The sequence below is a fragment of the Candidatus Bandiella numerosa genome (assembly GCF_021811875.1).
Classification (GTDB): Bacteria; Pseudomonadota; Alphaproteobacteria; order Rickettsiales; family Midichloriaceae; genus Aquirickettsia; species Aquirickettsia numerosa_A.
The window spans coordinates 1-6,271 of the sequence record NZ_JAJBJD010000054.1; the positions used below are offsets into that span (position 1 = coordinate 1).

The 6,271-nt window shown below is 30.1% G+C and carries 6 protein-coding genes; all 6 read left to right on the top strand.

Annotated features, from left to right (window positions below; genetic code table 11):
* Nucleotides 1–471: 471 nt before the first annotated feature.
* Nucleotides 472–1,557, top strand: coding sequence for a GTP cyclohydrolase II (locus tag L8D11_RS02835; protein WP_236870164.1), 1,086 nt, complete (start codon nucleotides 472–474; stop codon nucleotides 1,555–1,557).
* 47 nt (nucleotides 1,558–1,604) lie between these two features.
* Nucleotides 1,605–2,012, top strand: a complete 408-nt coding sequence (locus L8D11_RS02840) for a YgiW/YdeI family stress tolerance OB fold protein (protein ID WP_236870165.1) — start codon at nucleotides 1,605–1,607, stop codon at nucleotides 2,010–2,012.
* Entirely contained in the window at nucleotides 2,013–2,888 is an 876-nt protein-coding gene (truB, locus tag L8D11_RS02845; protein WP_236870166.1) for a tRNA pseudouridine(55) synthase TruB, read from the top strand.
* A gap of 12 nt (nucleotides 2,889–2,900) precedes the next feature.
* A complete protein-coding gene (rpsO, locus tag L8D11_RS02850) occupies nucleotides 2,901–3,173 on the top strand; it encodes a 30S ribosomal protein S15 (RefSeq protein WP_236870167.1) in 273 nt (90 codons plus the stop codon).
* Nucleotides 3,174–5,489 carry a polyribonucleotide nucleotidyltransferase gene (gene pnp / locus L8D11_RS02855; protein ID WP_236870168.1) on the top strand — a complete coding sequence of 772 codons (2,316 nt, stop codon included), beginning with the start codon at nucleotides 3,174–3,176 and terminating at the stop codon, nucleotides 5,487–5,489.
* Nucleotides 5,490–5,979: 490 nt separating this feature from the next.
* Nucleotides 5,980–6,102 carry a hypothetical protein gene (locus tag L8D11_RS05800; RefSeq protein ID WP_272906020.1) on the top strand — a complete coding sequence of 41 codons (123 nt, stop codon included), beginning with the start codon at nucleotides 5,980–5,982 and terminating at the stop codon, nucleotides 6,100–6,102.
* The last annotated feature ends 169 nt before the right edge of the window (nucleotides 6,103–6,271 follow it).

The window sequence follows — 6,271 nt, forward strand, 5'->3', positions numbered from 1 at the left end:
TTACTCTTCTCTATACGTTCTTCTGCTTCTCTTACTAAAAATGACATTTTGCCTCCTCTTTCGTATGTACTTATCTTTTCATTCTATCATATATGTTTCTTTCTGCCTATTATGCAATGGTCTTAATTTGTTATTAAATTCTTTAAGATAAACTGGTTTTGCTTTATCATCGAAAAATTTTGAATCGTCAATTTTTTTTGGGATTGCTAAACTATATTTCTCTAAAATTTTTTTTATATTTATTTTATTGTTATCAGGGGATAAAACATTTGCTGATAAAATACTTATTGAAAAAAACAATATACTGATAAATAATGCAAGCTTACTCATTCGATTTAGTTTGATCTATACATCGTACACTAACAATAATGTTTAATTACAAAAAGTACATTACATTTTTATTATTAATAATTCTACTTGCTGCTTCCTTAAGTGCATGTGGAGTTAAAAAAGAGTTATACAGAGTTGAGGATGAAAATAAATAATACTAAGATACCCAATGTATTTGAGGCAAAAATAATAGAAGTAACAAGATGCATTTCTGATTTGAAAGTTGGTATTCCCATTATTTTAGAACATGGTAATCAAAAAAATTTAATATTGTCACTTGAAAGAATAAATAAAAAAATTTTTAACGAGATAAAAAATGCACTCAAGGAAGTTAATTTAGTTATTACACAACAAAGAGCCAATTTTTTAAAACTTAAACATTGCAAAATAAATTGTCAAAATCTTGATTTTAATGAAGTTGAAAAAATTGCTTTTGGCTTAAAGAATGTCGATCTGAATACACATGATTATTATGAAATGTCAAATTCAGATGAAAAAGCGTTACTGCTTTTAAAGATTAGTGAATTAATCCCTGTGGCGATAATTGCTAAAGTAGACTCTAAAATGGAATGGAATTTTCCCATAAACTCATTAAAATCAGAATGCATGGATGATTTTGTTGCTAAGACCAATAATGATTTACATGAAGTATGTAATGCAGACTTAAAGTTAAAATTTGGAAAAGGGAAAATAAGATGCTTTAGGTCACAATTTTCAAAAGATCATTATGCTATAATTATCAATTCAAAAAACAAAAAAAATAATAATAAAACTCCTTTAGTTAGAGTCCATTCTTCATGTTTTACTGGAGACATATTTAACAGTATTAAATGTGATTGTCATGAACAATTTCATAACGCTATCAAAATTATGAGCGAAAAAGATGGTGGCGTTATAATTTATTTAAACCAAGAAGGAAGAGGGATTGGCTTAACCAATAAAATTAGAGTCTATAAGGCTCAATCCAGTGGATTTGATACAGTAGAAGCAAATGAAAATTTAGGATTTGAAAATGACGCAAGAGGGTTTATAACCGCTTCTAAAATTTTAAAAAAGTTAAACATAAATAAAATTGACTTACTTTCAAATAACCCTGCAAAAGCAAAAGATTTAATAAAGCAGGGAATTATGGTTGAAAATGTTATTTCTCATCAATTTTTTAGTTCAGAAATAAAAAAATATTATGAGAGTAAGGCGAAAAAATTAAATCATGATATTGAAGTATAAAAATTTTTGAAATATGATTATCGCTAAATATTTTATATAATAAATTTATGAAAAAAGTAGTATCAAAGGCGTTAATGTTGTCATGCATGTCTCTTGGTTTAGTTTGTTTTGCAAATGCGGAATTTAAAGGTCCTCAAGCACAGAGTCTGACGCACCCGAGTCAGGGTCTAACAACCGTGCAAACAGTACTTAATGGCGCATTTCATGGTCAGCAAGTTTTTTTACAAGGTAATATAGCTCAAAAAATTTCACATGATAAATATATGTTTAAAGACAGTACAGGTGAAATCGTTATTGATATTGATCAAAAACATATGCCATTTGAAGATTTTTCTGCATCTGACACAGTTAAGATATATGGAGAAGTAGAAATGAAGAGAAAAAATCCAAGGATAGAAATAGATGTTGCTAGAGTTGAAGTTGTCAAGCAAGCTACAGATGTGCATAAGAAATAAATGAACGGGTGGCTTTTAGTAGATAAGCCAATTGGGATAACATCTTTTCAGGCAATTAATAAATTTAGGAAATTGCTAAATGTTAAAACGGGGCACTGTGGAACTCTTGATCCATTTGCCTCGGGTTTTTTGTTGGTAGCACTTGGTAAAGCGACTAAGCTGGTTGATTATGCGATGAATTTTGAGAAAAAATATACCTTTACAGTTAAATGGGGTATTTCAACTGATAGTGACGACTTGACTGGCAATATTACAGGAAATAGTAAAATTATTCCTACAGAGCAACAAATTATAAATAAATTAGAATATTTCATAGGTGAGATTGAGCAGGTACCTCCAATATTTTCCGCTGTTAAAGTAAACGGAAAAAGAGCGTATGAGTACGCAAGAATAGGTGAAGAGTTAATTTTAAAATCAAAAAAAGTCTCTTTAAAGAAATTTTCTTTAGAATCACATAAAAATGACTTAAGTACGTTTAATATTATCACAAGTAAGGGATTTTATGTTAGAGCGCTTGCTAGAGATTTTGCAAAGTCATTAAATACATTGGCCCATGTAGTGGAATTAAGAAGAAATCGAAGTGGAATTTTTAAAAATATGGAGATGATAAATACGGAAATAACAAAAGAATTCTTGCATAATAACGAATTATATGATTACATACGTGCAAGAATTCTGCCTCTAGATTATGTGCTAGACGACGTCCCTGTGTATAATCTGGATTCAAGTGATGCTAAAAAATTGAAAAATGGTCAGTCTGTTATTCATAAATTGTCGCTTGAGAATGATTCCAAGATAGCTATTAAAAGTAATGATACGTTAGTTGCGTTGTGCACATACGTTGATAGTTATTTAAAACCAACAAAAACATTTTAATGGAGGATTTAGATGTCGATTACAAAAGAATTAAAGAGAGAAATTATTTCTCAATTTTCATTTGCTGAAAATGATACTGGCTCAACGGAAGTGCAAGTTGCGTTGTTTACGCAACACATAAGCAATCTTACTGAGCATTTAAAAATAAACAAAAAAGATTATCAAGCACGAAGAGGTTTATTAGTATTTGTTACAAAAAGAAAAAGATTGTTAACTTATTTAAAAAACAAGAATAATGATCGTTATGAGAAATTAATAAAAGAATTGAAACTTAAAAGGGTATAAATGTTTAATATAGTAAAAAAATCGATAGAATGGAACGGTAAAAAAATTGAATTAGAAACAGGAAAGATAGCTAGGCAAGCTAGCGCATCTGTTATAGTTAGAATGGGAGAAAGTACAGTTTTGTGTACAGTAACTTTTAGTAAAAATTTAAAAGAAGGGATCGATTTCTTTCCCTTATCCGTAAATTATTTAGAAAAATATTATGCAGCAGGAAGATTTCCTGGTGGCTTTATGAAAAGAGAAGGGAAACCTTCTGATAGAGAAACATTAATTTCAAGGTTGATTGATAGGCCAATCAGACCTTTATTTCCAGAAGATTTTTTATATGAAGTTAATGTCATCTGTAAAGTTTTATCATACGATGGCAATTCTCCAACTGATATTTTAGCAATAATAGGGTCTGCAGCGGCATTAAAAATCTCTGAAGTTCCATTTGATAATTTGCTTGCGGCAGTAAGAGTTGGATTAATTGATAATGAATTTGTACTTAATCCATCTACACAAGAATTGGAAAAATCAGAATTAGATTTAGTAATTGCTGGTACAAATGATTCAGTGCTAATGATTGAATCTTCAGCTAAAGAAATTGATGAAGAAAAATTAATTTCTGCAATTGAAATTGCACATAAAAATATACAACCTGTTATAAAATTGATTGACGAATTTGCTACTGATTCAAAAAAAGATAAATATGCTTATGCTAAATTGGATATCCAGACTATTTTCGAAAAATTGAAAAAAGATCATCATACGGACATTAAAAAGGTGTATGAGATAGTTGACAAAAGTGTGAGAAAAGAAAGATTAGATGCAATATATAAAGAGGCATTTGACAATCATTCAACTAAGGACGGATTTGAATTAAATGTATTTGACCTTGCCTATAAAAAACTGCGAAGAGAGGTAGTTAGGGATAAAATTTTAGATAATAACATCAGGATAGATGGAAGAAATTCGGAAGAAATAAGAAAGATTGATTGTGAAATTGGTTTATTGCCACAAACTCACGGATCATCATTATTTACAAGAGGCGAAACACAGTCTTTGTCAATTGTTACGCTTGGTAGCCAGCAAGATTCACAATTAAGGGACGACGTCACTGGGACTTATAATGAAAGATTTATGCTACATTACAATTTTCCTCCATATTCAGTTGGAGAAGTTGGTATGCTTAAACCACCGGGAAGAAGAGAAATTGGACACGGCAAATTGGCTTTTAAAGCTGTTAGTCCTATTTTACCTAAAGATGAAGAGTTTCCATATGCTATAAGAATAGTCAGCGAAATTACTGAATCAAATGGGTCATCGTCTATGGCAACTGTTTGTGCAGCAACATTGGCGTTAATGGATGCTGGTGTTCCAATTAAAACTCCTGTTGCAGGTATTGCAATGGGTTTGATTTTAGAAAAGGATCGTCATGCAATTCTCTCAGATATTATTGGTGATGAAGACGCATTAGGTGATATGGACTTTAAGGTGGCATCAACAAAGAATGGAATTACTGCATTGCAAATGGATATAAAAATAAGTGGTATAACCATTGAAATAATGAAGAAAGCAATTTCTCAAGCCAAAGATGGATGTAACCATATATTATCCAAAATGAATGAGTTAATTTCTATGCCTAAGAATGAATTGAATTCTTCAGCACCTAGAATTAGTTCAATAAAAATTAATAAGGATAAAATTAGAGATCTAATTGGGCCAGGTGGAAAAAACATAAAAGAGATTTGTGAAAGAACCGGTGTTAAAATTGATATAGAAGATGATGGTAGTGTTAAGATATTTGCTACTGATGAAAAAACTTTAAATGAGGCTTTAAGTAGTATCGAAGAAATTGTTGCAGTGCCTGAAATGGGCAAAATATATAATGCAAAAATTACTAAAATTATGCAGTTCGGTGCATTTGCAAAATTTTTAGGTTCTAATGAAGGTTTGGTACATGTAAGTGAGATTTCAGACAGAAATATAGAAAATGTAGATGATGTACTTTCAGAAGGTATGATTATAAACGTTAAATATGTTGGCACAGATCATAAAGGAAAAGTCAAACTTACCATGAAAAATGTTGAGCAAAGTAATGAATTTTTTAATAGTGATTCTTGGAAGAGATTGATGGAAGGTGAGCCTAAAAAGCAACGGCCTGAAAAAAAATTTGATCAGGAGTTTACGAGAAAAAAAAGAGTGATGCCAAAGCAAAATTATAATAAAGCTTCTAATTTTAACAAAGCAATTCACCACGATAAGGATAAAAAAGAAGAAAAAAATCCAACTTTATTTAATGCTAAAAGTTTTATTAAAAAGTTGTTTAATTAGGCATGTAGATTTTAAGCAACGTAGTTGGTTACTTAAAAAATAAGAAATGATTCAAATAATGCAGGGAGCTTGTAAGAAAAACTCCCTTTTTTTTGCAAACTACCGGCGTGTACTCTGCATATTGTCATATTTCATTATATAATAACCGAGTTTTGGATAAGAGCTAATAAATTTAAAATTTAATTCAACAAATAGCCAGCCTCGCGCCTAAACGCGCGAGCCCCCCAGGGTGGCCATTTAATCTTTTGATTATTAAAAGATTAATTTTTAATTTTATTTGCATAAAACTTCACTTGTTCAACGCCTAAGCAACCCTATTGCTTTGTGTTATACAATTCCTTATCCAAAACTGGGATTATGTATTTAATTCAAAATCATAGCAGCTAATTGTAATTCAATTCCTTAATAAATAATAAATTTATCATCCTTGTAACTCAATTGTAACACTTCATAAGTATAATACACTTAAGAATTAAACAATTGAGGTGGTATGAAGGATTTTAAAAATAAATATTTTGAAAAATATTTTGCAATAGCAAAAATTATTGAGTTACCTTGCTTAAATTTTTCAACATATGAAGCAGCTAGAGTTTGGAAGATAGTATTTCACTAAGAGAAAGGCCGTTGCATAAATGCAAAGCAAGGAAGATATGCAATAGGAAGCATAAATATTAGATAGCGTATAAATAGGAAAAGTGCTAACCTTTGACCTAAAACAATACAGGTATCAAATGGATTTTGAAATAATAGTAAGAAAAAAAGAAAAAGGCGAGGTAGTATCA

Excerpts from the sequence above, each read along its gene's own strand:
- pnp (WP_236870168.1), top strand. The coding sequence starts at position 3,174 with ATGTTTAATATAGTAAAAAAATCGATAGAATGGAACGGTAAAAAAATT.
- L8D11_RS02840 (WP_236870165.1), top strand. The coding sequence starts at position 1,605 with ATGAAAAAAGTAGTATCAAAGGCGTTAATGTTGTCATGCATGTCTCTT.
- rpsO (WP_236870167.1), top strand. The coding sequence starts at position 2,901 with ATGTCGATTACAAAAGAATTAAAGAGAGAAATTATTTCTCAATTTTCA.
- L8D11_RS05800 (WP_272906020.1), top strand. The coding sequence starts at position 5,980 with ATGAAGGATTTTAAAAATAAATATTTTGAAAAATATTTTGCAATAGCA.
- truB (WP_236870166.1), top strand. The coding sequence starts at position 2,013 with ATGAACGGGTGGCTTTTAGTAGATAAGCCAATTGGGATAACATCTTTT.
- L8D11_RS02835 (WP_236870164.1), top strand. The coding sequence starts at position 472 with ATGAAAATAAATAATACTAAGATACCCAATGTATTTGAGGCAAAAATA.